Below are 25,289 nucleotides of genomic sequence, written 5' to 3' on the forward strand. Positions count from 1 at the left end.
TCAGTGATGACGGTGGCCTTCCGGGCTTTTATGTTGCCGGCGGAAGGTCTGGATTAAGAACTCAGCAAAGCGGGAGGAGAAAAGAGATGAGCAAGAGCAGTAAGGCATGGCTGAAAATCGTAGGCGCCGCCTGTTTTGAGGTAGTGTGGGTGATCGGACTGAAGCATGCAGCGGCACCATGGGAATGGGGCGTTACGGTATTGGCTATTATTATCAGCTTTTATGTTCTGATCTCTGCAAGCAGCAGACTGCCGGCAGGGACGGTATATGCTGTATTTGTCGGACTGGGAACGGCCGGAACTGTCCTCGCGGATATGATCTGGTTCGGGCAGCCGTTTCAGCTGGTCAAGGTACTCTTGATCGTACTGCTGCTGGCCGGTGTTATCGGACTCAAGCTGGCTACCAAGGACAATGCGAAGAAGCAGATAAAGGAGGCCTCGTAAAATGGACTGGATCATGCTGATTGGTGCCGGGCTGTGCGAGATGCTCGGTGTGGGAATGATGGCCAGGCTGCAGACGCACCGCAACTGGAGGACACTGGCTCTGCTGATGGCGGGCTTCGGTGCCAGCTTTGCACTGTTATCCCTGGCGATGGTGACGCTTCCCATGGGTACTGCTTATGCAGTGTGGACCGGGATCGGCGCTTCCGGCGGGGCCATTCTTGGCATGATGCTGTATGGAGAATCAAGGGATATGCGGCGGATACTCTGCATTGTGCTGATCCTTGGTGCAGCAGTCGGGCTGAAGCTGGCCGGCTGACCTTAAGCGGCAATATGTTAAAGATTTGGACACCTGTACGATGTTTCGAACGGAGCAACATGGTAAGTATAGTAAGTATACAATCCATCTGTTAAGGAGACATCGGCATATGAACAACAGCATTCACAACCGGATCAAGCTTCAGGGCGGCGCTTCTGTCCCGAGAATCGGGCAGGGCACCTGGTTTATGGGGGAGGATGCAGCAAGCCGGGCCGAGGAAATTGCCTCGCTGCGCCTTGGCGTAGAGCTTGGAATGAACCTGATCGATACCGCTGAAATGTACGGGGACGGACGCTCCGAGGAGCTGGTCGGTGAAGCGATCCGGGGCATCCGAGGAGATGTATTTCTGGTGTCCAAGGTTTATCCGCACAATGCCGGGAAGGATCAGTTGGTCCGGAGCTGTGAAGGCAGCCTGAAGCGGCTCGGCACGGACCACCTGGATCTGTATCTGCTGCATTGGCGCGGCAATGTTCCTCTGGAAGAGACCGTTGAAGGTATGGAGCAGCTGGTTGCAGCCGGCAAAATCAAGCGCTGGGGTGTGTCCAACCTCGATACGGAGGATATGCGGGAGCTGCTCAGCATACCCGGCGGGGAGAATTGCACAGTGAATCAGGTGCTGTATCATCTGGGTTCAAGAGGCATCGAGCATGAGCTGCTGGCCTGGGAGCGGAGCCACAACATTCCGGTAATGGCGTATTCCCCGCTCGCCCAGGCCGGCAGTCTGCGCAAGGGGCTGACCGAGAACATGGCGGTCCGGCATATTGCCGCGAAGCATGAGGTTACACCGCTGCAGATTCTGCTGGCCTGGAGTATCCGCGAAGGGGACGTGATTGCCATACCAAAGGCAGCCTCCCGTAAGCACGTGGAGGAGAACGCAGCGGCAGGCTCCATCAGGCTGAGCGATGAGGAATTGCGGCAGCTGGATGAGGCTTTTCCGCAGCCTGCGTGGAGAGTTCCGCTGGACATGATTTGACGTGATTTGACTGCTGCCCGTGATTTAACGGGCAGCTTTTTTATTGATCATGAGAAATAAGCTGTGTAGGTCTCCGGCATCCAGGGTATAGAATATTGAATTTTAATTAAAATGTGAGAAGGATTGCCTTTGATTTCGCCCAATGAGGCGAATAGAGCAAAACGCAGGGCAGTAGTGTCTTTGATTTTGCACGATGCTGCAAAATGAGCGGAAGGTAGGACAGCTATACCGTTGATTTCGCTGTTTTTTTCTGTAAGTTAGGCCATAAGGCCCGGAAAAAGCCTGTGGCAACAGCTCTTAAATGTTGTCAACAACGTTCATGACGAAACCGCATTTTCAATTTGGTGACAAAGAAAGCGCTTTGATTTACGATGTGTGCATAGGGGATGGACTTACAACAAAGCTTAAGTGTAGGAAGTCCCATATTAATTCAATAGGGGGGCATTATATATGGCCACATCGGCAACTACGCCAGCAACACAACCTTCACCCGGCGGAGCCAGGGTGAAAGTTCAACAATTCGGCCGCTTGCTCAGCGGTATGGTTATGCCAAATATCGGCGCTTTTATCGCTTGGGGTCTGATTACGGCATTATTCATTCCAACAGGCTGGTTTCCAAATGAAAGCCTGTCCGCTCTTGTAGATCCAATGATCAAGTACCTGCTGCCGCTGCTGATCGGTTACACCGGGGGTACCATGGTACACGGCAAACGGGGCGGTGTTATCGGTGCTGTCGTTACAATGGGGGTTATCGTCGGCTCCTCCATTCCAATGTTCCTTGGAGCGATGCTCGTTGGACCGCTGGCCGGCTGGATTCTGAAACAGTTTGACAAAGCCGTTGACGGTAAAATCAAAGCCGGCTTTGAAATGCTGGTTAACAACTTCTCACTTGGTATTATCGGCGGCGGTCTGTCTATTGCTGCGCTGAAAGGGATCGGGCCACTGGTTGAAGGTCTTACCAACATCTTGTCAAATGGCGTGCAATTCCTGGTTGATCACAATTTGCTTCCGATCGTCAACATCATCATCGAGCCTGCAAAAGTGCTGTTCCTTAACAATGCGATCAATCACGGGGTTCTGGGACCGATTGCGCTTGAAGAGTCCCAAAGAATTGGGAAATCCATTCTGTTTATGCTTGAATCTAACCCTGGACCAGGGCTTGGTATCCTGCTTGCCTACTGGCTGGTAGGACGCGGTTCTGCAAAAGCTTCTGCGCCGGGTGCTGTAATCATCCACTTCCTTGGCGGTATCCATGAAATTTACTTCCCGTACATCCTGATGAACCCGCGTCTGATCCTTGCGGTAATCGGTGGCGGTGTATCTGGTACATTCACTTTCCAGATGCTGGGTGCAGGTCTGGTAGCTTCTCCGTCACCAGGCAGTATCTTTGCTTACTTCGCTATGACGCCTAAGGGCGGATACTTCCCGATGCTGGCGGGTGTAATCGTAGCCACTGTGGTTTCCTTTGTCCTTGCAACGCTGCTCTTGAAGACAGTGAAGAAAACAGATGAGGAAGAAATGGATCTGGAAGCGGCTTCTGCAAAAATGAAAGACATGAAGACTGCCGGTACAGCAGCTTCTGCAACTGTTGCAACTGCAGCTGCTAATAACGTTGCTGCCAATGTCCGCAACAAAGCAGATGTACGCAAAATCGTCTTCGCTTGTGATGCCGGTATGGGTTCCAGTGCGATGGGTGCTTCGGTACTGAGAAAGAAACTGCAGAGCGCAGGTGTCAATCTTACTGTAGTCAATTCGGCGGTAAGTGAAATTCCGGCGGATGCGGATATCGTCATTACCCAGAAAACGCTGACCGACCGTGCTATTGCAAGCAATCCTAATGCAGAGCATATTTCAATCGATAACTTCCTCAAGAGTCCGAAGTACGATGAACTGGTTGAGCGTTTAAAATAATCGAATACAGTTTAGAAATGACGTATAACGCTAAATAAGGAGACGCTGGCCCCCGGGAGCCAGCGTTTGTCTCCATTTTAGGGCGGAGGTACACGGTTATGAGGAAGGTTACCGCCCGGCAGCGCCAGATCATCTGGCTGCTGCTGGGCGTAAATGAAGAAATCACAGCCGCCGAAATCGCCGAAGGTATCGGGGTGAGTGTTCGAACCGTTCACCGTGAGATGGAAGACATTGAACAGCTTCTTGCGGATTTTGGCCTGGATCTTATCCGTAAGTCGGGTAAGGGCATACAGCTGAGCGGGCCGGAGGACGGCCTCGCAGAGCTTCGCCTGTTCCTGCGCCAGGAGAAGCCGGCGGAGTATTCAAGCGAGGAACGCAAGATATACGAGCTGTGTACGCTGCTTGAGGCAGAAGATCCGGTGAAGCTGTTTACGCTGGCCCATTGGCTGAAGGTAACTGTGGCCACCGTGAGCTATGATCTGGATGAACTGGAGCCATGGGTGCGTAAATTCAATCTTCAGCTGGTCCGAAGGAGAGGCTACGGGGTTGAAATTACCGGCAGCGAGGTGGATAAGCGCAGGGCGATCGGCCGGCTGGCGGCAGAGCATCTGGATTTATCAGACCTGGTGGGACACACTCCCCAGCAGGCCAGCAGCCCCGTTTACCGGCTCCTGCTTATGACCGTCGGGAAGAACGATCTGCTGGAAGTGGAAAGTACACTGTGGGATATGGAATGGCAGTGGACTGCTGAGCTTCCTGAAATAGTATACATGGAGATGCTGCTTGGCCTTGCCGTCACCACCCGGCGGATCTCGATCGGTCAGGGGATCGAAAACGGCGGAGACGCCGGCTTTCCCAGGATGTCCGACCACCGCAACATTTCCGGTGCGGAGCAGTTTGTGGAGCAGCTCAGCCTGGCGCTTGAGGAAGATATTCCGCGGGCTGAGGTACTGTATATCGCCGGTCTGTTTGACCGGGCCCAGGATTCATTCCCCTCCGGCGGAATTGCCTACAGCAATATGGAACTGATGGAGACCGTCTACAGGCTGACCGAGAGTGTAGTCAGGCGGACAGGGCTGCCGTTCCAGAGCGACCGCTCCCTGAGGGAAGGTCTGCTGGAGCATATGGATCCGGCCTTCAAACGGCTGCGCGAGGGAACACGTATCCGCAATCCGCTGCTCGGCCCGATCCGCAAGGATTATGATTACCTGTTCCAGATTGTCAGGGCTGCAGTGGAGGATCTGCAGCTGGATCTGGAGATTCCTGATGAGGAAGTGGGCTTTCTGGTTATGCATTTCGGCGCTTCCATTGAAAGGCTCAATCAGCTGAAGCGCAGTGTGCGGGCCATTCTGGTCTGTGCCAGCGGGCTAAGCTCCTCCCGTCTGCTGGCTACCCGGCTTGCCAAGGAAATGCCGCAGATTGAGATTCTCGGGAATATCTCCTGGTATGAAGCAGCCCGCCTTCCCGAGGTGGATTATGATCTGATTATTTCAACCATTGATCTGCCGCTGGATAAGGAACGATATATCAAGATCAGCCCTCTTTTGACAGGGGATGAAATTGAGAAGCTTTTGAGCTATATTCAGAATATCACGCTGCAGGAGCGGGAGAGCGTTCCGGGCGGTGAAAACGACCGTTCCGTAAGGGATGACAATGCGCTGGACCGCTTAAGAAGCTATAAAGGCATACTGGATGAAACGGTCAGCCTGCTGGAGCGGTTCCGCTTTTATCCGCTTGATAATGAAGGAATCCCTCTGCAGGCTACAATTGCAGCAATGCTGGATTTGCTTAAGGGCACCGGGGTTGTCGGGGATGCGGATATCCTGCTGGAGCGGCTGCTGGAACGGGAAAGAATGTCCAGCCAGGTCATCCCGGATACCGGACTGGCGCTGTTTCATACCCGCAGCAGCCACATTCTGATGTCATCCCTGACTCTTTATCGTCTGCAAGAGCCGGTTGTGCTGGAAGGCAACACCGAGGTAAGAGTCATCCTGCTGATGCTTGCCCCGCGCAGACTGTCCAAGGAGAGTCTGGAGGTCCTGAGCGAGATCAGCGCCATGCTGCTGAATTCAGAGCTGGTGAAGCTGCTGGAGGAGCGGACAGAATCCGAAATCCGCAGCTACCTGTCGTCAGAACTGCTGCATTTCTTCGAAAATAAAATGTGAAAGCGAGAGAAACCATATGAGTATACTGTCAGAAAACAAGATTATTATGAACGGTGCCGCCAAAGACAAATATGAAGCGATCACCATGGCCGGCAAGCTGCTGGTTGATGCAGGACATGTAACAGAGGAATACGTGCCGAAGATGCTGGAGCGCGAAGAAGTTGTATCCACCTATATGGGCGGCGGGCTGGCTATTCCGCATGGCACCAAGGAAGCAAGACCTTTTATCAAATCTACCGGTCTTTCCGTGATCCGTTTTCCGGACGGCGTTGACTTCGGCGGTGATGAGCCGGCCTTTGTCGTAATCGGGATTGCAGCTGCAGGGGACGGACATATGGAAGTGCTGACGAATGTAGCGATGATCTTCACGGAAGACGATGCCATTGAGCGTGTAATGAATGCCCCTACTCCTGCTGATGTTATTGCGATCTTTGAAGGAGGCCTTGAATAATGAAGGCTGTTCATTTCGGTGCAGGCAATATCGGCAGAGGGTTCATCGGTCTGCTGCTTTCACAGGCAGGCTATGAGGTCTGTTTTGTTGATGTAAATGAAGCTTTTGTATCCCAGCTCAAGGAGCGCGGGGAATATCCGGTAACTCTGGCCAGTGAAGGACAGGAAACGGTTATCGTTAAAAAGGTTACAGCGCTGAGCAGTGTTACCCATGCTGAAGAAGTGGCTGCTGCAATTGCTGAAGCGGATCTGGTTACTACCGCTGTCGGGGTATCCATTTTGAAGCATATTGCGGGTGTGGTGGCCGAAGGCATCAAGAGACGGGTTGCCGTCTCCGACAAGCCGCTCCATGTGATTGCCTGCGAGAATGCCATCGGCGGCAGCGCCCAGCTCAAAGAGCTGGTTTATGCGCAGCTGGATGATACAGCCCGTGCCAAGGCGGATGCCTCGGTGGCGTTCCCGAACGCAGCAGTAGACCGGATTGTACCGCTTCAGCAGCATGAGGACATTCTTAAGGTTGTGGTAGAGCCTTTTTACGAGTGGGTAGTGGATGCTTCCCAGATGCTTCCTGGATATACACCGGTTGAAGGCGTACATTATGTGGAGAACCTGGAGCCTTATATTGAGCGCAAGCTGTTCACGGTTAACACCGGGCACTGCTCCGCGGCATATCTCGGCTTCCTGCGCGGCTATGAAACGATTCAGCAGGCAATGGCGGATGAGAATCTGACTGCCCTGGTCCGCGAAGTGCTGGAAGAAACAGGTGCCGTACTGGTGCAGAAGCATGGCTTTGACAGCGCAGAGCACAGCAAATATATCGACAAAATTCTGGAGCGGTTCCGCAATCCGGCCCTGACCGATGAAGTGTCCCGTGTCGGCCGCTCGCCGATCCGCAAGCTGTCACCGAATGACCGTCTGGTATCGCCTGCCCTGCAGGCTTATGACCGCGGCTTGAGCTACAAGGCGCTGACCCGTTCTATGGCCGGTGCACTGCTGTTCCAGGCTGCAGATGATCCCGAAGCAGTAGAGCTGCAGGCTGCTGTCGCCGAGCTTGGCGTGGAGGCTGCGCTGACCAAATATACCGGGCTGGCTGCTGACCATGCCGTTCATCAGTCTGTGATGGCAGAATACGCAGCTCTGAAATAAGAGGTTTTGAGACTATAGCAGCATTAAAAAGAGCAAGACCCTTCCGATACCGGAAAGGTCTTGCTCTTTCTTACTTTTGAACCGGTTCCCAGTGCCGGAGCTCCCCGATCGAATCACGCTCAGACCAATAACTCTGCAGCTCGATGGAGTCCCTTTTTACCAGAAAACCATAATGTACATCCGGCTCGTTAGCAAATGTTACTTCAATAATATAAGGATTTCTGGATACATAAGAATCCTCGCGGTGCGGAACCGTCCAGAAGGTCCAGGTTTCCTCAGGGTATTTCCGTTCCAGATATTGATTTAGCGTAACCGCCTTGCGGGCGATCTGGGAATCAATATAGGCTGGACGGTACATAAAGAAACCGATGGACAATAGAACGTATAAACCTGCTGCGATATAAATCCACTTTCTTCTGGACTTCCGGAACAAGAGAGAGGCAAGCAAAATGACGAAAAACAGGATTATGGCTAAACCATATTCCATTAATTCAGTAGGATGCATGTCATCTCCCCGCTTTACTGTAATTTAGCTGTTCTCCAGAATAGTCTGCAGCGTGGTACGGTCTAGTCCTTCCACCAGCTTGATCAGCAGCTCCTTGGCAGCCTCGTAATCGTCGCTGTGAATGACGGAGGAGGCGGTGTGGATGTAGCGGGAGCAGATGCCGATAACTGCAGACGGTATACCGATGCCGCTGGTATGAACCGCTCCGGCATCCGTTCCGCCCTGGGAAACAAAGTACTGGTATTTGATCTTATGGGTGTCAGCTGTATCCTGTACGTATTCTATCAGCCCGCGGTGGGTGATCATCGTCGGGTCGTAGATGCGCAGCAACGCGCCCTGTCCGAGCTGTCCGAATGCCTGGCGGTCGCCGGTCATATCGGCAGCAGCACTGGCGTCCAGGCCGAAGAATATATCCGGGTTAAGCAGGTTAGCGGCCGTACGGGCGCCGCGCAGGCCCGCTTCTTCCTGTACTGTAGCACCGGCGTAGACCGTGTTAGGCAGCTGCTTGCCATGCAGCGCCTTCACCAGCTCAAGGGCCAGCCCGACACCGTAGCGGTTATCCCAGGCTTTGGCCATAATCTTCTTCGGGTTGGCCAGCGGGGTGAACGGGCAGACAGGGAGAATCTGCTGGCCGGGCCTTACACCAAAGCTTTCGGCTTCTTCCTTGCTGTCTGCGCCGATATCAAGATACATCTTGCTGATATCACCGGTCTTGGTACGCTCTTCAGGCGAAAGTAAATGAATCGGTGTACTGCCGACAACCCCGTCAAGCACACGCTCAGGTGTAATGATCTGCAGCCGCTGTGAGGCAACCGCCGAAGCCAGCCAGCCGCCGAGCGGCTGGAAGCGGATCATCCCGTTCGCAGTTATGCCGGTAACTATAAAGCCGACTTCATCAAAGTGCCCGGCAACCATAATTTTCGGGCCATTCTCGGCCCCGCGCAGCACGCCGAACAGGCTGCCGAGCCGGTCCTGCACAAATTCATCCGTATAAGGTGACATAGCGTTCTTGACGTAAGCGCGCAGTTCACGCTCGAAACCCGGGGCTGCCGGGAATTCGGTCAGTGTTTTGAACATGTCCATCGTTTCCTGATTCATATGATAACGCTCCTTTTCTCGATCTCAAGAGTTCAGATTCAACCTATATAGTATGAACTTCACCGGCCCGAATGTCTATCTTTCGCGGATGATCCGGGCGGACACCGGGGGCCGCGCGGCTGAATAACATATTGTAACGGGTCTGAACGCAGGAGCCGGGAAAGGAAGCGGATAGAATGAGGGTTGCAGGAAGCAGTTCCAGGCCTTTTACCCCAAGAAGGGTTCCGTCCAGGGCACGTACGAGCGGCATTCAGCGGAGATACCGCCGCCGCCGCGACGCGCGCGAAAGCGAGATCGTGCTGATATTGGTTCTGTTTATGCTGCTTATAGTGGTGCTGCTGTTTTTTTCCTGAGTATGCAAGGACATAACAAGGCGGAATACGGTGAACAATAAGGAAAAACTTCTAGGCGAAGAAGAACCGGAGGGAAGCGGACAATGAGACTGACGTGGCGGCTTCCCTTCGCACATATTTCAGGAGGTGTCCTATTTTGCCGGCAAAAACAAAGAAAAGCGGTGTAAAGCTGCGGCTTGACACCATGACTCCCAAGGACTACGAGAAACTGTCCAAGCCGTTTGTGCCTTCGCGTCCGGTGTTCAAGAACTGCGTCCGCGCCTTTCTGTCAGGCGGTCTGATCTGCGTATTGGGACAAGCCATTCAGGAGGCCTTCATGGCGATCTTTGATATGACCTCACGGGAAGCCTCAAGCCCGACGGTAGCGGTGCTGATTCTGCTTTCCGTCATTCTTACCAGCTTTGGCGTGTACGACAAACTGGCCCAGTGGTGCGGTGCAGGGTCAGCAGTACCTGTTACCGGCTTTGCCAACAGCATGTGCTCGGCAGCACTTGAACACCGTGCTGAGGGTCTTGTGCTCGGTGTTGGCGGTAATATGTTCAAGCTCGCCGGCTCCGTTATCGTCTTTGGCGTGGTCGCTGCCTTTGTGGTGGGCGTAGTATATGCCGTTATGGGCTGGGGAGGTGCTCACTAATTATGGAGCAGCTGGGAAGCCAGACCTGGAAATTCACCACCCGTCCTGTCATCCTTGGTTCTTCTGCGGTAGTAGGGCCGGAGGAAGGGGAAGGACCCTTGGCCTCGGATTTTGATTTTATCTACGACTCACTTGAAATGGGCGAGAAAACCTGGGAGAAGGCAGAGCGCGCCCTGTTTGAAAAAGCTTCCAAGCTCGCGCTGATGAATGCCGCGGTTGAGCAGGAGCAGCTGGAGTTCTTTGTCGGCGGCGACCTGATGAACCAGATTATCAGCAGCTCGTTTGCCGCACGGAAGCTTGGCGTTCCTTACCTGGGTGTCTTCGGGGCCTGTTCGACTTCCATGGAGAGTCTGGCGATTGCCTCGATGATCATTGATTCAGGCGGCGGCAAGTATGCCCTCGCCGGAACCTCAAGCCATAACTGTACAGTAGAGAAGCAGTTCCGCTATCCGACCGAATACGGCTCACAGAAGCCGCCGACGGCCCAGTATACCATTACCGGCTCCGGCTGTGCGATAGTCGGCCGCAACGACGGCACCGCACAGGGAACACAGGTTCATGTCGTTTCAGCGACGATCGGCCGGATTATGGATCTGGGTCTGACAGATCCGTTCAATATGGGAACCGCGATGGCCCCCGCAGCTGCGGATACGATAACCGCCCATTTCCGGGATACGGGCCTTACGCCGGGGCATTATGACCTGATTGTGACCGGTGATCTTGCATCGGTAGGGCTGCCGATTGCCAAGGAGCTGCTGGCTGAAGAGGGCATCCCGATGGAACAGACTACGTTTGACGACTGCGGCCTGCTTATATTTAATCTGGACAAGCAAAAATATGTAATCGCCGGAGGAAGCGGCTGCGGCTGCTCCGCAGTTGTCACATACGGCCATATTCTGAAGCGGATGAGAAAAGGGGAGCTGAAACGGGTGCTTGTCGTGGCAACCGGAGCGCTGCTGTCCCCGCTGTCCTATCAGCAGGGGGAGAGCATTCCATGCGTAGCCCATGCTGTAGCCCTTGAGATTGGAGGTGAAGGACAATGATCTATCTCTGGGCTTTTCTTGTTGGCGGAGCCATATGTGTGATCGGGCAGCTGATGTTCGATGTGCTTGCACTGACGCCGGCCCACACGATGAGTACACTCGTAGTAATGGGAGCGGTGGCGGATGCATTCGGATTGTATGATCCGCTGGTAAAATTCGCGGGAGCCGGTGCCAGTGTGCCGATTACAAGCTTCGGTAACTCGCTGGTGCACGGTGCGTTAACCGAGCTGGAGCGTGATGGCTGGGTCGGTGTAGTAACCGGGATATTTGACGTTACGAGTGCCGGGATTTCTTCGGCAATTGTGTTCTCGTTCCTGGCCGCACTCGTTGTAAGGCCAAAGGGCTAACTCCTTTTTCGTTAATGTGAACAGAGTATAAACAAAGGCCGCGCTGAAAAGCGGTCTTTTTTTTCATTTAACCGGAATAGCATATCAAAAAAATGTCGATTATTGACGATATATAACCTTAGATGCTAGGTATATACATAAAGACAGGGGACGTGCACAAGTTGCAGAATCAGCGGAAGGTCGAATTGTTTTGGAAGAGAAACAAAATTATTATCGCTATTTTTTGGGTTATAACCGTAATTGGAGTTATTCTGGCCTTTCTGACCCCCAAGCTTTGGGGTACAAGTGCAGTAGCTGTTCCGCTTGCTGCCGGATTGACTCTGTTTAACAGCCGGCGTAAAGGGGTGCTGGTCATCCCTTGGATCATTACAGCTGTTCTTACAGCAATGGCCTTTTATTTAACCTTGGGCTCATTAAACAGCCTGGTAGTAATATTGCTCTGCTCGCTGCTTCTTCTCTATCCGCATTACAAGTATTACGCTGCCGCTTCAGGTATAAGCGCTGTTTGTATTCTGGTACAGCTGCTTACAGGGGTGGAGGTTGCAAATGCGGACAGTAAACTGCTGACCTTCTTTAGCGCCCTGGGCGTCTACCTTTTGATCAGCAGTGTACTGTTTTTTGTTTCATATTTAAATGAGAAGCTCCAGCGCCAGAGCGAACAGCAGAGGGAACAGGTTGAAGCCTCTGGCGAACAGGTGAAATTCCTGCTTGAACGGGTGAAGACAGCAGTGGACGGCCTGTATGAGTTTACGGGCAGATTTAAGGTAGAGGTAGAGATGGCCGGAGCCGTGACCAACGAAGTGGCTATCGGTTTTCAGGAGGTTTCCAAAGGGATTGAATATCAGGCCGGAAGCATCGGGGAAATTACGGAGGCGATTTCGGTCTCTGACCGGCATATCCGTGATGTGGCCGGATACTCACAGGAAATGAAAAGGCTGTCTGCGGAAACGGCTGCGGTCAGCGAGCAGGGCAGCGGAAACGTCTCTATGCTGGCAGGCCAGTTCTCCGAGCTCAGAGAGATGATGGAGCAGACCTCGAATCAGATGCTGGAATTCAGCCGGCGCAGCCAGGAAATCCATGAAATGCTTGAAGGGATAACCCAGATTTCCAGGCAGACGAATCTGCTTGCCCTTAATGCTTCCATCGAAGCAGCCCGCGCGGGCGAACATGGACGTGGCTTTGCCGTGGTTGCCGGTGAGGTGCGGAAGCTGGCTGAAGACTCCGGTAAAACAGCGGATTCAATCAGCGGCGTTATCGCCGGTCTGCAGCAGCAGACGGATGCCCTGATTGCCCAATTTGAGCAAAGCCGCGGTATATTGCTGACCGGCAGTGAGTCGGTGCAGCGTACAGAAGAGGTGTTCCAGTCCATTCTGCTCAATGCCCATAAAGTGCTGGAGCAGGCCGGTGATGTGGAGCAGAGCTCGGCCGGCATGAAGCAGTTCTCTGAAAAAATTGTAAACGAAATAACCGAGTTCTCCAGCGTAACCGAGCAGTCCAGCGCCGCGACAGAGGAGATTCTTGCTGGAGTAGAAGAGCAGCGCACGATGACAGACAACATGGTGGGCAGCTTTAAGCAGCTGGAGAGCCTGATTGTCAGCCTGAACGAACTTGTTGGCGATCATAAACAGGCTTAGCAGGATACAAGGATCAAGCAGCGCAGGGCAGCTGTTCAACCTTCGGGGAGAGCGGCTGCCCTGTTTGCTATTGTTTGCGGCATGCAGAATTCTCTCGAATTTTTTGTGATTTGTTACAAGAAACTAGCGGATTCGCTTCTTTCATTTGTAGAACAGGCTATATGTTCCGGCTCTGCCAACTTCAAAGTCTTCAATAATGTACTTTGGGTCCTATAATCATGTAAAATATAAATATTACTGCTTATTCTGACATAGGAGGTCTAATCATATATGCCCGTACGTCAAGAATCTACGCAAATTATGAAGGCTGTTCGCTCTAATCTGGAATCCTGTATACTCGGAAAATCATTTGAAATAGAACTGCTGCTCACAGCACTTCTGGCCGGTGGGCATGTCCTGATTGAGGATGTTCCCGGAACCGGCAAAACGCAGCTTATACGGGCGTTGTCACGGTCCATGTCGGGTGATTACCGGCGGATCCAGTGCAATCCGGATATTCTGCCGAGTGATATAACCGGGGTATCCGTCTACCATCCGCGCGATGAAATGTTCTATTTCCGGCCCGGGCCGGTTATGACCAATATTCTGCTGGCCGATGAAATTAACCGGGCAACCACGAAGACGCAGTCAGCGCTGCTTGAGGTTATGGAGGAGCGGAATGTAACGGTGGACGGCGAAACCTATCCGCTGCCGCACCCGTTTATGCTCTGTGCCACGCAGAACCCGATTGATTTTGAAGGCACCTATACGCTGCCTGAAGCCCAGCTTGACCGTTTTATGCTTCGCATCAGCCTAGGGTATCCGGACAGTGAAACCGAGAAAAATCTGCTGCTAAGCCATCAGGCTGGCCAGCCTGTGGACAAGCTGACACCGGTAACGGGCATGGAGCAGATTGCGGCGATCCAGGAGGAGATCCGCGAGGTGTACATGAGTGAACCGGTCCTTGGATATCTGCTGGATATTGTCCGCCAGACCCGTGAGCATCCGTTGGTGCTGCTGGGCGCAAGCCCACGTGCCTCGCTGTCCTTCATGATGGCCTGCAAGGCGTATGCTTTCCTCCAGGAGCGCGATTATGTGCTGCCGGATGATGTCAAGATCCTCACGCCTTATGCCCTGGGGCACCGTATCATCCTGCGTCCGGAATCGCGGCTGGACAATGTTAACGTGGAGTCTCTGCTGCAGAAGCTGCTGCAGGGCATCCGTGTGCCCGTTACGATGAGGCAATAGCGATGAAGAGCTATCTGACTGGTGTGGCTGCAGGAATCCAGCCGCGGAAATTCGCCGGCATAATCGCGATATGGGCTGTTACGCTCCTCTATGTGCTGTTTCAGGGCGGCAAAACATCCTTTATGCTGTTTATTATGGTCTCGGTCCTCATTCTTTATTTAGTTGTCAGCGCGGTTGGCGGAGTCCGGCGGGCCAAGGGCTCGCGCAGCCTGTATTCGGAGCAGGATAAGCCTGAGCTGCTGTATGCGGGCGGCTATCTGCGGGTGAAGCTGCAGGTGAGCATTCCGGGATTTTTACCGCTGCCTTATGTAGTAGTCAGAGAAATTCTGAAGCGGCATAACGGTGAGTCATGGGTATTTGAGGAGAGCCTGATCCCCAGCCTTAGGGGGCATGGGGAGCTGCAGTTTCAGACGCCGCCGCTGGAGCGCGGCAGCTACACCTTTGAGCAAACCGACATTCTGGCCGAAGACATTTTCGGACTGGTGGAGCATAAGGGGACCTTCCGGGCCGAAGGGCAGTTCCGAGTCCTCCCCCGCGCAGTATTCGTGCCCCGCTGGCAGCTGTATGAACGCAGATCCCGCCTGGCCGGGCTGCAGACCTCCCTGCTGCATTCCAGGCGCGAGACAACGCAGATTAACGGGGTCCGTGACTATGTATACGGCGACCGGCTAACCCGGATCCACTGGAATGCAACCGCCAAGACCGGCGTGTGGAAGTCCAAGGAATTCGAGCATGAATCCGTGCCCAAGACCATCCTTGTTCTTGACGGCAGTACAGCCGCTTACGGCAGCTCCAGCCAGTTTGAGCTGGCCGTTTCCGTCACGGCTTCGCTGCTCGGCTACGGGATCCGTGACCGGATCGGCATCGGCCTGTGCTGTCTGGACCGGACAACCAAGGTGTTTGTTCCGGCAGAGAGCGGCGCAGAACGCCAGAAAATGATTCAATACCTGATCGATATCAATGCAGAAGGCCGCGGACCGCTGCTGCCCAAGCTGGAGCAGAGCCACCGGATGTTTCCCAAAGGCGCCTATTTTGTCCTGATCAGTCCGCAAAGCGGCCAGCCCGTGCTGGATATTATACGCTGGGCAGAGAGCCGGGGGATGACCCCGGCCCATATCCAGGTTCGCAATCCGGCTGCAAACCATAGCGGCAGGGAATGGAACGATGTGCTGAGGTCACGCGGAATAACGGGCTACAGCGTTAATTCTCTGCAGGAGCTTCCTGCCGTACTCGGAGGTGATCCTGCAGTATGAGCCGTTGGTGGAACGGAATCAAGTCTTCCTGGCATCATTCCTTCAGCCTGCTCTGGCTGATGCTGATCGGTCTGCAGTGGGTATCCTTCACGGAACCGTTCTGGCTGCAGGCCACTACGGAGGTCGTGCTGCTGTCGCTCGCGGCAGTTGCCGTCATTGAAATTCTTCTGCCTGTCAAATGGGGGCTCAGACTGCTGCTTGAGGCTGCGGTTGTTCTATACATTACGTACAGGCTGATCCTGAACAAGGGCATCCATGTTCCCGATCCATGGGCTGTAACGCTGCGTGACCGGCTTATGGATACCGGGGCAGACATGGTGCCTTACGTCTGGTTCGCCCTGGCGGCCGGTGTGCTGCTGCTGCTGTCCTCCTGGTGGGTCTCGTCCAAAACAAGGATTCTGATGTTTCTTACCGCTAACATCGTTGCTTTTGCGGCGCTTGATTCCTTTACTTCCTCTGTCCTTTGGCAGGAAGTAGCCTGGACGGTAGCAGCAGGTATGGGCTGGCTTGTTACGCAGCATCTGCGCAGCTTCCAGCTGCATTATCCGCGCGGCTGGACCTATCTGCTGCGGTATCCGTTCAAGGTTCTGATCAATGTGGCGATTATTTTCTCTCTGGTCATTGTGACAGGGGTGAATATGCCAGATGTACGGCCGACACTGACCGATCCTTATACGGCCTGGCAGGACTGGAACGGGGGCGGAAGCCCGTCCGGCACGGGAACCTCCGGAACTTCGGAGACCGGCAGCGGCGGAACCGGGAGCGGCAGCTCGTCTTCCGGCTACAGCCTGAACGACGATAATCTGGGCGGCGGTTTCAGCTTCGACTACTCACCCGTAATGACCGTCACCTCAAGCCAGCGCACCTATATGAGGGGAGAATCACGGGCTGTCTACTCCGGCAAAGGCTGGAGTGATGATGACCGGTGGAACAGGGGCCCGCTGATACGCGCCCGGGTAGGCGAGGAGCTGGAACGGGAGGCTTCCCCGAAGACACAGACAGAGCCGCTGCAGCAGACGGTCAGACTGCTTGGCAACAATGATTATCCGGTGCTCTTCGGCGCTTATTCCATTTCAAGTGTGGATACGATAGACGGTGAGGAGGCCAGCAACGGATTGTTTTGGCGGAGCCAGGACAATGAGATGATCTGGGGCTCCGATGATGTCCTGACTTATCCGCAGACGTATGTGCTGACTTCCGAGGTTCCGGTTGTTCCGGTCCAGGAGCTGAGCCGGCAGACCTACGATCAGCTGTATGAGGGACAGGACAATGAGCGCTATCTTCAGCTCCCGGACAATTTTCCGCAGCGGGTCATTGACCTTGCCGAGGAAATTACCGCGGGGGCACAGACTCCTTATGAGAAAGTAGCGCTGCTGCAGCAATATTTACAGGTAACCTTTCCATATACCAACCAGCCGGACCTTTCACGCAAAAAGAGCAGGGACATGGTGGAAAGCTTCCTGTTTGAAATTATGGAAGGCTACTGTGACTATTACTCTACGGCGCTTGTAACGATGGCCCGGTCCCTTGATATTCCTGCCCGCTGGGTCAAAGGCTATGCTCCCGGCGAGCAGGGGCAGCTGCCCGACAATCTGATGATGCAGGGTGCGGCCAACAACAATTATACGATTACAAATGCCGATGCCCATTCCTGGGCAGAGGTGTATTTCGGGGATTACGGCTGGGTTCCAGTTGAAGCAACCCCGGGCTTCACCGTTCCCCTGCTGACCCAGAGCGAGGAACAGCTTCCTGAAGAGCCGGAGCAGGAAGAGGAAGAAGCTGTGGAGCCGGTACAGGCACCGGCGCAGACGGATTCCGGAAGCAATCTGCATGTCGGAGCATGGATTGTAGCTGCCGCTGCTGGTGTATTGCTGCTCTGGGCAGGCTATCAGCTGTGGCAGCACCGGTTAAGCCTGCGTTTCCTGCTGGAGCGGCTGCGCAATGGCCGTCCGCTGACGCCGGTGCAGAAAGTGGTTGCCGAAACTGAGCGATGGGTAAGGTATGTCCGCAGAAAGGGCATGCTGAAGGAAGAGCATGAAACGCTGCGTGAGGCTGTCGGCCGCTGGAGCCGGGAAACCCCGCAGGCAGCGGACAGTTTTACTTCATTGCTCAGGCTGTTCGAGCAGGCCAAGTACAGCCCTGATATTATTGAAGACAAAGACTGGCGCAGCGTGTATACTGAAGCTTTGCAGCTGCAGCGGATGCTTAAAGGACGCAGATAGCCTGTGCCCTACGCAATCGGGGGCAGGTTCATTTGCGAAGCGCAAAGAGTGTGATATATTTTTTGAAAGATAAGAGAGGGTATGCTTCATCACTGCTGTATCCTTATCTATCTCACGGAACAGGTACCGTCCTGTTTAGGATGGCACAGCCGTTTCTACTTGTATAAAATTGAGGTGAACGTATTGTTTGAGAGGCTGGTCCCGAAACTGCGGGTGAATACCGTTTTTGATATCAACCTTGAAGAATTGCACCGGCAGGGCTACCGCGGCATTATTACAGATCTGGATAACACGCTTGTAGGTGCCAAGGCACCCCTGGCTACTCCGGAGCTGCTGCTGTGGTTCGCAAAGGTGAAGGAGCTGGGCTTCAAGCTGGTCATTGTATCCAACAACAATATGGAACGGGTGTCCCGCTTTGCCACGCCGCTGGATATCCAGTTTGTCCATCAGGCGCGCAAGCCGATCAATACCCCGTTTCTGAAGGCAATGAAGCTGATGGAGCTTCAGCCGGAACAAACCATTGTGGTCGGTGATCAGATGCTTACCGATGTGCTGGGCGGCAACCGCCTGGGTCTGTATACAGTATTGGTGCTGCCGATCTCCGTCAAGGATGAAGGCTTTGGAACAAGAATTAACCGCCGCGTCGAGCAGATCGCGCTGACACGGCTGCGTAAGCAAGGATTGTGGCATGAGGAGGATAAACGTTAATGAGTCAACACAATGAAACGGAGCGCCCGGTGAAATGCAGCGGCTGTGGTATTAAGCTGCAGACCGTGAATAAGGAGCTTCCGGGTTATATTCCGGAGTCTGCCTTTGAGCGGGAACCGGTCATTTGCCAGCGCTGTTTCCGGATTAAGAATTACAATGAAGCTTCTTCGGTATCTGTGGATCAGGATGAATTCCTGCACCTGCTGAGCGGAGTCGGTGAAAAGAATGCGCTTGTCATCCACATCGTGGACCTGTTTGATTTTGAAGGCAGCCTGATTTCGGGGCTTCAGCGGTTTGTCGGCAATAACCCCGTCATCCTCGCCGTGAACAAATGCGATCTGCTGCCTAAGGTAACGAACTGGAACAAGCTGCGCAACTGGATGCAGCAGCGCTGCAAGGAACACGGCCTGCGGACGGCAGAAATCGTCCTTGTCAGCGCCAAGCGCAATCAGGGCTTTGAGCGTCTGCTTGAGACGGTAAGTGAGCTTCGCGGACAACGTGATATCTACGTGGTCGGTGCAACCAATGTGGGCAAATCCACGCTGATCAACCGCCTGATCTCGGACTACAGTGATCTGGAGCAAGAGCTGACTACCTCACGTTATCCCGGCACGACGCTGGATATGGTCAAGATTCCGCTCGATGACGGCCACTATATTATTGATACACCGGGGATTGTATATCCTTGGCGTTACAGTGAGCTGGTGGAGCGGCGTGACCTGGGCGCGGTAATGCCCGAGAATCCGCTCAAGCCTGCGGTATACCAGCTGAATGAAGGACAGACGCTGTTCTTCGGCGGCCTGGGACGGTTCGACTTCATCCAGGGACCGCGCCAATCCTTCACCTGCTATATCAGTACAACGCTGAAGATTCATCGCACGAAGCTGGAGCGGGCAGATTCGCTGTATCAGGATCACCGCGGAGAGCTGCTGACGCCTCCGGCGGCAGCGGATATGGACAAGCTGCCGCAGTGGCAGCGTCATGAATTCCGGATCGGCCGGGGCAGCCAAACTGACCTGTTCATCTCCGGGCTCGGCTGGATTAAAGTCAACGGGACGGAAGGCGCGGTAGTCGCTGTGCATGTTCCGCGCGGTGTGAAGGTGCTTACCCGCCCTTCATTGATTTAAGCGCATCAATCATTTTCAGGAGGGGCATGCCTATGACCGGCTATATTAGAAATACGGACATGCTGCTAGGCGTCATGGGCGATCCGATCGCCCAGTCCAAATCGCCGCTGATGCATACAGCAGCGCTGAAGGCTCTCGGCATACCTGGTGCTTACGTACCGCTTCACATTGCCCCGGGACAGCTCGGCGAAGCGGTGCAGGCCATCCGCACGCTTGGCTTCCGCGGGGTCAATGTAACGATACCGCATAAAATTGCGGTGATGGACTATCTGGACAAGCTGGATGCCAGTGCAGTTGCCGGCGGTGCGGTTAACACGATAGTCAACGACAACGGAGTTCTCACCGGTTATAATACCGATGGTATCGGCTACGTACGTTCGCTGAAGGCCGAGGCTGTCCCGGACTTGTCCGGTGCGCACATTCTGGTGCTGGGAGCAGGCGGAGCTGCCAGAGGGATCATCAGCGCCCTGCTGCAGGAGAATCCGGCTTCCGTCGTCATTGCGAACCGTACTGCGGACAAGGCTCAGGAGCTCGCAGCCTCATGGCAGGCTGCAGGCATTGTAACCGGGGCGGCTATGGAGAACATTGCCGGGATGATCCCAGATGCTGATATTGTGATCAATACCACTTCCGTAGGCATGTTCCCTTATCCTAACGACACACCGGTCGCTTCCGGCCTGTTCCGTAAAGGCCAGGTGGTCAGCGACTTGATCTACAATCCGCTGCGTACCCGGCTGCTTGAGGAGGGCCTGCAGGCTGGCTGCACGATTCACGGCGGTCTGGGCATGTTCATTTATCAGGGCGCTTATGCCCTGGAGTATTGGACGGGAGAGGCTGCACCGGTGGATATCATGCGGCAGACCCTCCTTGAGGCCTTCGGGGTCAGCGAGCCGGACATGAAAATGCTTAAACAGGGTAATAATATTTAATATTTGTTAATTAAGGGGTTTGTTCATTTATGTTAACTGGTAAACAAAAACGTTATCTCCGTTCTTTGGCGCATCATCTCGATCCTGTGTTTCAGGTCGGTAAAGGCGGCGTTAACGACCATCTGATCCGTCATGTCGAGGAAGCCATCGAAAAGCGCGAGCTGATGAAAATCAGCGTGCTGAACAACAATGCCGATGATCCGAAAGAGATCGGCGCTGCCCTCGCAGAGCAGTCCGGTTCAGAGCTTGTACAGGTGATCGGCAAAACGATCGTGCTGTATAAGGAATCTCGCGACAACAAAACGATCGAGCTGCCGCGCTAAAGCTTTTTATCCGGATGATAAGAGGAGGTACACCTCTTGAAAGTGGGAATCATGGGAGGAACCTTTGATCCTCTTCACATAGGCCATATGCTGGCGGCGGAAGCCGCCAGGGATTCGTATTCGCTGGATGAGGTCTGGTTCATGCCCTCGCATATCCCCCCGCACAAGCACGAGGCCGGTGCCTCCGGTGCTGACCGTCTGGCTATGGTAAAGTGCGCAGTGGAGGGGAATGAAGCGTTCGGCATTCTCGACTGGGAAATTGTCCGCGGCGGCGTCTCTTATACTATTGAAACCGTACGCAGTCTCAGGCAGGAATATCCGCAGCATGAGTTCTATTTCATTGTCGGAGCGGATATGGTTGAATACTTGCCTAAATGGCATGGAATCCGTGAGCTGGTCGAACTGCTGACCTTCATCGGTGTGGGACGTCCCGGAACACCGCTGGATCTCGCTGCGCTGCCGGATTTCATCTCCGGCAAGGTGCTGCTGGCGGACATGCCGCAGGTGGATGTATCGTCAACGGCGCTCAGGTCAAGGGCGGCGAGCGGCCGCTCAATCCGCTATATGGTGCCTGAGCAGGTGTATGAATATGTGCAAAGGAGTGGATTGTATGGCTTACAGCCGCGAAGCGCTGATTGAGGCCGTCTCCGCCCAGATGCCAGACAAGCGCTGGCAGCATACGCTGGGCGTAATGGAGACCTCCATCAAGCTTGCCGAAATGTACGGAGCTGATCCGCAGCGGGCCGAAACGGCAGCTATTCTGCATGATGTGGCCAAATACTGGCCGGTTGAGCGTATGAAGGACATCATTGTTCAGAACGGCCTTTCTGCTGAGCTGCTGCAGTATGACAAGCAGCTGTGGCATGCCGAGGTGGGGGCCTTTGTCGCCGAGCATGAGTATGAAATTACCGATCCCGGGATTTTGGGGGCGATCCGGTACCATACCTCAGGCCGCGAAGGGATGAGCCTGCTGGAGAAGGTGGTCTGCCTGGCGGATTACATCGAGCCCGGCCGGGATTTCCCGGGTGTGGACGAGATCCGTAAGAAGTCCATGATGAGCCTTGAGGAAGGGCTGATTGCCGGCTTTGACTCGACCATCAGCCTGCTGCTGCAGAAGCGCCGGGTCGTATTTCCGCTTACCGTGCTTGCACGTAACGATTTAGTAAGAATACTGGAGGAAAAAATATGAGTGTACAATCAAGCAAGCTGCTGGAGCTGGCCCTGAAAGCGGTCGAAGACAAGAAAGCGATGAACGTCGTTGCTCTGGATCTGCGCAGCGTATCGCCGATCAGTGATTATTTCATCATCTGTCACGGTAACTCCGACACCCAGGTGCAGGCGATTGCTACTGAAGTTCGCAAAGTGGTTCACGAAGCCGGCGGTGTTATCCGCGGGATCGAAGGCATGGATGCCGCCCGCTGGGTACTGATGGATCTCGGGGATGTTATCGTGCATGTCTTCCACCGTGACGAACGGGAGTATTACAATATCGAGCGTCTCTGGTCTGATGCCAAGGTTGTGGAGACGGTATGAGTCTGATTGCAGGAACGATAGTTACACTGGAAGTATTGCGTGAGGTTTCCCCATACGGTTACTTCCTGGGTGCAGGCGACCAGGATGTCATGCTGCATTATACAGAGCTTGTCGGCAGCAAGCCGAAGATCGGTGCCAAAGTAGAAGTGTTTATCTTCTTTGATACGGAGGACCGGCTTGCCGCTACTATGAAAAAGCCGTTTCTGACGCTTGGTGAGATGGCCCTGCTGGAAGTGGCTGATATTCATCCGCGCCTGGGCTGCTTCCTGGAGATGGGGCTTGGCCGCCAGCTGCTCTTGCCAATCGGCGAGCTGCCTGAGCTGATCGAGCTCCGCCCGCAGATTGGCGACAAGGTATTTGTGCTGATGGAGCACGACAAGCAGGGCCGTCTTCGTGCCAAGCTGGCCGGAGAGCAGGAGCTTGCTCCGCTGGCCTTTGCGGCACCGGAATCCTGGAAAGGCCAGACGGTTACAGCAAGAGTATACAAGCCGCTGCAGATGGGCACGTTCGTGCTTGTAGACGGCGGAGTGCTCGGCTTTGGCGTAATCGGCATGGTTCATTCCTCCGAACGGAGCCGGCTGCTGCGTCTGGGTGAGCAGTTTGAAGCACGTGTCTCGCATATCCGTGAGGACGGCCGCGTTAATCTGGCGATGACCCAGCGCAAGGAGATCGGCCGGGATGTGGATTCTGCAGCCCTGCTGGAATTCCTGCACTCCCGCCCGGGCGGTGCAATGCCCTACTCGGATGCTACGCCTCCGGAGATCATCAAACAGCGCTTCGGCATCAGCAAGTCCGCGTTCAAACGGGCGATGGGTAAGCTGATGAAGGAAGGCCTGATTACTCAAAAAGAGAACTGGACCTATCTGGCCAAGCCTGAAGAGAGCTCGCCGGAACAGAATCAGGAATAGAAAGCGGTGTGCGCATTGTCTTCCTACGGGAAATTTGCATATGTATACGATGAACTGATGGCGGACATGCCGTATCCCGACTGGCTGGCTTTTGCGGAAGCGGCATGGGTCAAATACGGCAAGCCGCGGACGGTCGCTGAGCTCGGCTGCGGCACGGGAAGTATTACGATTCCGCTGGCTGCAGCAGGATATCACATGACCGGAATTGACCTTTCCTCTGACATGCTGTCGGTGGCCCAGCAGAAGATGGAGCGGCATCCGCAGGGACGCCGTTTCCTGCGTGAAGGAAGCGTACGCTGGATCAGGCAGGACATGACGGAATGGGAGCTGCCGGAGCCGGTCGATTCCGTCATTTCCTTCTGTGACTGCCTGAATTATGTGCTGGAAGAAAAGGATATCCAGGCGGTGCTCGCCCGGACATACGCCGGCCTCAAGCCAGGAGGGACGTTCCTGTTCGATGTGCATCATCCGAATACGCTGGTCCGTTATGAGGAGGAACAGCCTTTTGTGCTGGATGAGCCTACGGTGTCCTACATCTGGACCTGCGAGCTGGATGTGCCGCGGCGGGAAATTGAACATCATCTGTCCATTTTCGCCCGGGAAGAGGGGAGCGGGCTGTACCGCCGGTTTGAAGAAAGTCATGTGCAGCGTGCCTACGATCCGCAGTGGCTGACGGAGGAGCTCCGTAAGGCGGGATTCAGCGAGGTTCAGCTGTATGCCGATTTTGAATGGCTTCCGGCAGATGACAGCGCCCAGCGCCTGTTCTATGTAGCCGTAAAATAAATCTTATGTTTGATAAGGTCCTCGCCTCCGGCAGGGCCTTTTTGGTGCATGCATTTTCTGTGATTTGTGGTGCTTGATGAAAAGGGGCCAGCCCTGTACATGCTGTACAGGGCCGGCATCTTCCAACCTTTTACCGGTGCTCAATCAAGTCGATGGCACCCAGAACGATGTGTGCCAGACCAAAGCCAAGTACGCCTGTTGCGGCCAGCTTATACTTGCTTCCCAGAAAAGCTGCGCCGGAAGCGGAAACTACGGTACCAAGAACGGTGGGGATCAGACCTTCGCGCATTCGAAACACTCCTTCTCGGTGGTTTGGGAGACAGGTTTATTGTCCGCTCTTCGCAACCGGATTATGTATGGAAGGTGAGGAGACTATCTTCTTCTGCGGATTTAAACCAATATTTTATTATTTTTGGATTGGCACAGCGGTTCTGTTCACAGAAATTTGGAGTAAAGAACCATCATTTTCGCAAACATTTGCTATTAGAATGGTTTCGTTTTATTATTTGAATATATGGAAAAAAATTACTTGGGTGCGGAGGACTAAATTATGAAACAAAGTGTGCTTAACATCTTGTTATGTTTTGTGCTCATAGCAGCAGTAGTTACCATGCACGACGTATTTCCTGATTTCAGCTACAGGGTGCCTTTCACTCTACTGCTGGTGCTGGCCGTGTTATATATTTTTTCAAAAGCGGGAATCCGGAAGCCTGCATCGTATAAAGGGATTTCGTTGTTATTTTTGTCTTTATTCTTATTTACCTGTGTGTATCATGCAGTTCTGTCAGCGGTAACGGGGGGCGGATTGTTTGATAACAGCTACTGGATTTTCTTGTGTGTGATCTACATTTTGGCCTGGCTGCGGGTGCGCTTCAGCTTCAAAGGAAGCAGTGGTACTGCATTATAAGCAGCTCATCTGCGGATGAGTTCAGATTGTCGAGAAACCCAGGTCTTTAAATGACATGGGTTTCTTTTGTATTTCAATAACGACCTGCAAACGGGAAAATGAAGGGATTAACCCCGTTTTTCCCGGCGATCCAGGTGGATCGCCATCTTCTTCATGTTCTGCACAGCTGCCGTCACCAGCGCTTGTTCCCTGACATTTGGTAGTCCGCGCAACCGGCAATAGCGAAACCCATGGAGCTCTTTAGCATCCGCGAAGCTTCGCTCAATGGTTTCTTTTCGTTTGCGATACAACTGCTTGCCTGACTTGCTGAGCCGGTTGTTCCGGACCCAATCCTTGCTGTCCTCCCAGACA

29 protein-coding genes are annotated in these 25,289 nt (G+C 54.0%); 25 read left to right on the forward strand and 4 right to left on the reverse strand.

Features of this window, described 5'->3' with window-relative positions:
- Positions 1-86 precede the first annotated feature (86 nt).
- The 7 genes from BLR64_RS13115 to BLR64_RS13145 all read left to right on the forward strand — a co-directional run bounded on the left by BLR64_RS13115 (position 87) and on the right by BLR64_RS13145 (position 7,404).
- Entirely contained in the window at positions 87-443 is a 357-nt protein-coding gene (locus BLR64_RS13115) for a DMT family transporter (protein ID WP_090714733.1), read from the forward strand.
- A 1-nt stretch (position 444) separates the two neighbouring features.
- Positions 445-759 (forward strand): DMT family transporter, encoded by a 315-nt coding sequence (locus tag BLR64_RS13120; RefSeq protein WP_090714734.1) that lies wholly within the window; start codon positions 445-447, stop codon positions 757-759.
- Between the two features lie 109 nt (positions 760-868).
- Positions 869-1,732 carry an aldo/keto reductase gene (locus tag BLR64_RS13125; protein WP_090714736.1) on the forward strand — a complete coding sequence of 288 codons (864 nt, stop codon included), beginning with the start codon at positions 869-871 and terminating at the stop codon, positions 1,730-1,732.
- A 450-nt stretch (positions 1,733-2,182) separates the two neighbouring features.
- Complete coding sequence (locus tag BLR64_RS13130) at positions 2,183-3,643, forward strand: PTS mannitol transporter subunit IIBC (protein ID WP_090714738.1); 1,461 nt, start codon at positions 2,183-2,185, stop codon at positions 3,641-3,643.
- A gap of 98 nt (positions 3,644-3,741) precedes the next feature.
- Positions 3,742-5,808: a BglG family transcription antiterminator gene (locus tag BLR64_RS13135; protein ID WP_090714739.1), complete on the forward strand. Its 2,067-nt coding sequence runs from the start codon at positions 3,742-3,744 to the stop codon at positions 5,806-5,808.
- Positions 5,809-5,824: 16 nt separating this feature from the next.
- On the forward strand, positions 5,825-6,259 hold the full coding sequence (locus BLR64_RS13140) for a PTS mannitol transporter subunit IIA (protein ID WP_068721915.1): 435 nt from the start codon (positions 5,825-5,827) through the stop codon (positions 6,257-6,259).
- Positions 6,259-7,404, forward strand: a complete 1,146-nt coding sequence (locus tag BLR64_RS13145; protein ID WP_090714741.1) for a mannitol-1-phosphate 5-dehydrogenase — start codon at positions 6,259-6,261, stop codon at positions 7,402-7,404. Before BLR64_RS13140 ends, BLR64_RS13145 begins: the two co-directional genes overlap by 1 nt.
- 70 nt (positions 7,405-7,474) lie before the next feature.
- Here BLR64_RS13145 and BLR64_RS13150 read toward each other — a convergent pair whose 3' ends face one another.
- Both BLR64_RS13150 and BLR64_RS13155 read right to left on the reverse strand, forming a co-directional pair.
- Positions 7,475-7,909, reverse strand: coding sequence for a hypothetical protein (locus BLR64_RS13150; protein WP_090714742.1), 435 nt, complete (start codon positions 7,907-7,909; stop codon positions 7,475-7,477).
- A 24-nt stretch (positions 7,910-7,933) separates the two neighbouring features.
- Positions 7,934-9,007: a M42 family metallopeptidase gene (locus tag BLR64_RS13155; protein WP_090714744.1), complete on the reverse strand. Its 1,074-nt coding sequence runs from the start codon at positions 9,005-9,007 to the stop codon at positions 7,934-7,936.
- A gap of 176 nt (positions 9,008-9,183) precedes the next feature.
- Here BLR64_RS13155 and BLR64_RS30315 point away from each other — a divergent pair, with 176 nt between their 5' ends.
- The 17 genes from BLR64_RS30315 to BLR64_RS13235 all read left to right on the forward strand — a co-directional run bounded on the left by BLR64_RS30315 (position 9,184) and on the right by BLR64_RS13235 (position 24,031).
- On the forward strand, positions 9,184-9,360 hold the full coding sequence (locus tag BLR64_RS30315) for a hypothetical protein (protein WP_167360668.1): 177 nt from the start codon (positions 9,184-9,186) through the stop codon (positions 9,358-9,360).
- 136 nt (positions 9,361-9,496) lie between these two features.
- Complete coding sequence (gene spoVAC, locus BLR64_RS13160) at positions 9,497-9,994, forward strand: stage V sporulation protein AC (RefSeq protein WP_415841215.1); 498 nt, start codon at positions 9,497-9,499, stop codon at positions 9,992-9,994.
- Between the two features lie 2 nt (positions 9,995-9,996).
- A complete protein-coding gene (gene spoVAD, locus BLR64_RS13165; RefSeq protein WP_090714745.1) occupies positions 9,997-11,037 on the forward strand; it encodes a stage V sporulation protein AD in 1,041 nt (346 codons plus the stop codon).
- Positions 11,034-11,384, forward strand: coding sequence for a stage V sporulation protein AE (gene spoVAE / locus BLR64_RS13170; RefSeq protein WP_090714747.1), 351 nt, complete (start codon positions 11,034-11,036; stop codon positions 11,382-11,384). Before spoVAD ends, spoVAE begins: the two co-directional genes overlap by 4 nt.
- Before the next feature lie 161 nt (positions 11,385-11,545).
- Positions 11,546-13,018, forward strand: a complete 1,473-nt coding sequence (locus BLR64_RS13175) for a methyl-accepting chemotaxis protein (RefSeq protein WP_167360669.1) — start codon at positions 11,546-11,548, stop codon at positions 13,016-13,018.
- A 270-nt stretch (positions 13,019-13,288) separates the two neighbouring features.
- Positions 13,289-14,245: an AAA family ATPase gene (locus BLR64_RS13180; protein ID WP_090714750.1), complete on the forward strand. Its 957-nt coding sequence runs from the start codon at positions 13,289-13,291 to the stop codon at positions 14,243-14,245.
- Between the two features lie 2 nt (positions 14,246-14,247).
- On the forward strand, positions 14,248-15,498 hold the full coding sequence (locus BLR64_RS13185; protein WP_090714752.1) for a DUF58 domain-containing protein: 1,251 nt from the start codon (positions 14,248-14,250) through the stop codon (positions 15,496-15,498).
- Positions 15,495-17,720 (forward strand): DUF4129 domain-containing transglutaminase family protein, encoded by a 2,226-nt coding sequence (locus BLR64_RS13190; protein WP_090714754.1) that lies wholly within the window; start codon positions 15,495-15,497, stop codon positions 17,718-17,720. Before BLR64_RS13185 ends, BLR64_RS13190 begins: the two co-directional genes overlap by 4 nt.
- Before the next feature lie 183 nt (positions 17,721-17,903).
- Entirely contained in the window at positions 17,904-18,428 is a 525-nt protein-coding gene (locus BLR64_RS13195) for a YqeG family HAD IIIA-type phosphatase (protein WP_090714780.1), read from the forward strand.
- Positions 18,428-19,555: a ribosome biogenesis GTPase YqeH gene (gene yqeH, locus BLR64_RS13200; protein WP_090714756.1), complete on the forward strand. Its 1,128-nt coding sequence runs from the start codon at positions 18,428-18,430 to the stop codon at positions 19,553-19,555. The genes BLR64_RS13195 and yqeH overlap by 1 nt, the downstream gene beginning before the upstream one ends.
- 26 nt (positions 19,556-19,581) lie before the next feature.
- On the forward strand, positions 19,582-20,484 hold the full coding sequence (gene aroE / locus BLR64_RS13205; RefSeq protein ID WP_090714757.1) for a shikimate dehydrogenase: 903 nt from the start codon (positions 19,582-19,584) through the stop codon (positions 20,482-20,484).
- Between the two features lie 29 nt (positions 20,485-20,513).
- The gene (gene yhbY / locus BLR64_RS13210) at positions 20,514-20,807 is read left to right on the forward strand and encodes a ribosome assembly RNA-binding protein YhbY (RefSeq protein WP_090714759.1); all 294 of its coding nucleotides are present in this window, start codon (positions 20,514-20,516) and stop codon (positions 20,805-20,807) included.
- Between the two features lie 36 nt (positions 20,808-20,843).
- Positions 20,844-21,446, forward strand: coding sequence for a nicotinate-nucleotide adenylyltransferase (locus BLR64_RS13215; protein WP_090714761.1), 603 nt, complete (start codon positions 20,844-20,846; stop codon positions 21,444-21,446).
- Positions 21,418-21,996: a bis(5'-nucleosyl)-tetraphosphatase (symmetrical) YqeK gene (yqeK, locus tag BLR64_RS13220; RefSeq protein ID WP_090714762.1), complete on the forward strand. Its 579-nt coding sequence runs from the start codon at positions 21,418-21,420 to the stop codon at positions 21,994-21,996. The genes BLR64_RS13215 and yqeK overlap by 29 nt, the downstream gene beginning before the upstream one ends.
- Positions 21,993-22,340: a ribosome silencing factor gene (gene rsfS / locus BLR64_RS13225; RefSeq protein WP_068721930.1), complete on the forward strand. Its 348-nt coding sequence runs from the start codon at positions 21,993-21,995 to the stop codon at positions 22,338-22,340. The genes yqeK and rsfS overlap by 4 nt, the downstream gene beginning before the upstream one ends.
- Entirely contained in the window at positions 22,337-23,248 is a 912-nt protein-coding gene (locus tag BLR64_RS13230) for a CvfB family protein (RefSeq protein WP_090714764.1), read from the forward strand. The genes rsfS and BLR64_RS13230 overlap by 4 nt, the downstream gene beginning before the upstream one ends.
- A gap of 15 nt (positions 23,249-23,263) precedes the next feature.
- Positions 23,264-24,031, forward strand: coding sequence for a class I SAM-dependent DNA methyltransferase (locus BLR64_RS13235; protein WP_090714766.1), 768 nt, complete (start codon positions 23,264-23,266; stop codon positions 24,029-24,031).
- 130 nt (positions 24,032-24,161) lie between these two features.
- Here the strand turns inward: BLR64_RS13235 and BLR64_RS13240 are convergent, their stop codons facing one another.
- The gene (locus tag BLR64_RS13240) at positions 24,162-24,320 is read right to left on the reverse strand and encodes an asparagine synthase (RefSeq protein WP_090714767.1); all 159 of its coding nucleotides are present in this window, start codon (positions 24,318-24,320) and stop codon (positions 24,162-24,164) included.
- A 261-nt stretch (positions 24,321-24,581) separates the two neighbouring features.
- On the opposite strand from BLR64_RS13240, the gene BLR64_RS13245 reads away from it, so the two are divergent.
- Positions 24,582-24,938, forward strand: a complete 357-nt coding sequence (locus tag BLR64_RS13245; RefSeq protein ID WP_090714769.1) for a hypothetical protein — start codon at positions 24,582-24,584, stop codon at positions 24,936-24,938.
- Between the two features lie 107 nt (positions 24,939-25,045).
- Here BLR64_RS13245 and BLR64_RS13250 read toward each other — a convergent pair.
- Positions 25,046-25,289 (reverse strand): transposase (locus BLR64_RS13250; RefSeq protein ID WP_208607173.1); only part of this gene is annotated, 244 nt, incomplete at its 5' end.

The sequence above is a fragment of the Paenibacillus typhae genome (assembly GCF_900099765.1).
Taxonomy (GTDB): domain Bacteria; phylum Bacillota; class Bacilli; order Paenibacillales; family Paenibacillaceae; genus Paenibacillus_AQ; species Paenibacillus_AQ typhae.